The 1160-nt window shown below is 60.0% G+C and carries 1 protein-coding gene; it reads right to left on the minus strand.

Annotated elements, in window-relative coordinates:
• A partial coding sequence (locus EN874_RS32140) for an ATP-grasp domain-containing protein (protein ID WP_127253950.1) occupies nucleotides 1–867 on the minus strand: 867 nt, incomplete at its 3' end.
• Nucleotides 868–1160 lie beyond the last annotated feature (293 nt).

Genomic DNA, 1160 nt, shown 5'->3' on the forward strand with positions numbered 1-1160 from the left:
GACAAAGGGCTGACCGGAGCGGTCGATCCGGAGGTCGACGCGGGCGTAGTCCCGGCACTGGCAGGCACGGAAGGTCGCAACCGCAATGTCCTGCAGCAAAGTTGCAAGGCTGCTCTCGACTTGCGCCGGACACATCCTGGGCAGCGCCGCGGCGTCCATGTACTTCACCTCCCAAGTCATGAGACGCGTTTGGCCGCCGCCGAAGTCATGCTCCACAGCTGGCAACACCTCTATCTCTCGGTTTCCGAGCAGCGCCACATGGATTTCTCGCCCATCTATGTATTCTTCCACGAGCGCATCCTGCGCATATTGCGTGATGATCATTTCCACTGCCTGCGTCAGCTTAGCGGGCTCATGTACGAGCTGCAAACCGAAGCTGTTGTCTTCGTGACGCGGCTTCACTACCACTGGGAATCGAAGACCCTCGGTGCTCTCGGTGCCGCTGCGCATGACGCGAAAGTTCGGCGTTGGCACGCCGCAACTGCGCATGAGCGTCTTGCTGATGACCTTATCGTCGGTCAGCCCATGCCCGAGCGGACTCGATCCGGTGTATGGAACACCGGCCATCTCAAGCATGGCAGGAACGTGGGTAAAACGGTACTCGCCTTGAATTCCCTCTGCCAAGTTGAATACTAACCCCGAAGGGCGGGCTTGCGGATCGGGTGGCATGAAGCCCTGGAGCGTGGCGAGCAGTTCTTTATCGCCTTCACACAGCAGAGTTTCGTGGCCGCCCTCTTGCAATGCCGCCATCACGCTTTTGGTTATCGCGCCGTAATGCGGCCAAGGCTGCGGCGGCTGCGGATAAGGCTGACCGAACCGGTTGATCACGCCCGTAAAATCACTGTTCCACACGACGGCTACCCGCATGAGCTACTCCTTTGATGTATGCCTTGCTGTCACGTGCATTCGTTCGGATCCGGATCTCTGTGGGAACAGCTCATCTTGACCGCACGCCTACACGAAGCCTCAAGCAATCGGCGTGCCACCGAACAGGTGGCGCGAAAAAGGGGAAGCATGTGTTTCGCGCCGCGCCGGGGCATATTTGCGCCTCAATGTGTCGGGTTCCGCACGAAACGTGTCCCGTGGTGTAGATGATACGGGCGAGTGGCGAAGGCATCTTTCAGCCTGCGGTAGCTCGCGGCGGGCAGCGCCGTCGCGCC

The sequence above is a fragment of the Mesorhizobium sp. M1D.F.Ca.ET.231.01.1.1 genome (genome assembly GCF_003999155.2).
Classification (GTDB): Bacteria; Pseudomonadota; Alphaproteobacteria; order Rhizobiales; family Rhizobiaceae; genus Mesorhizobium.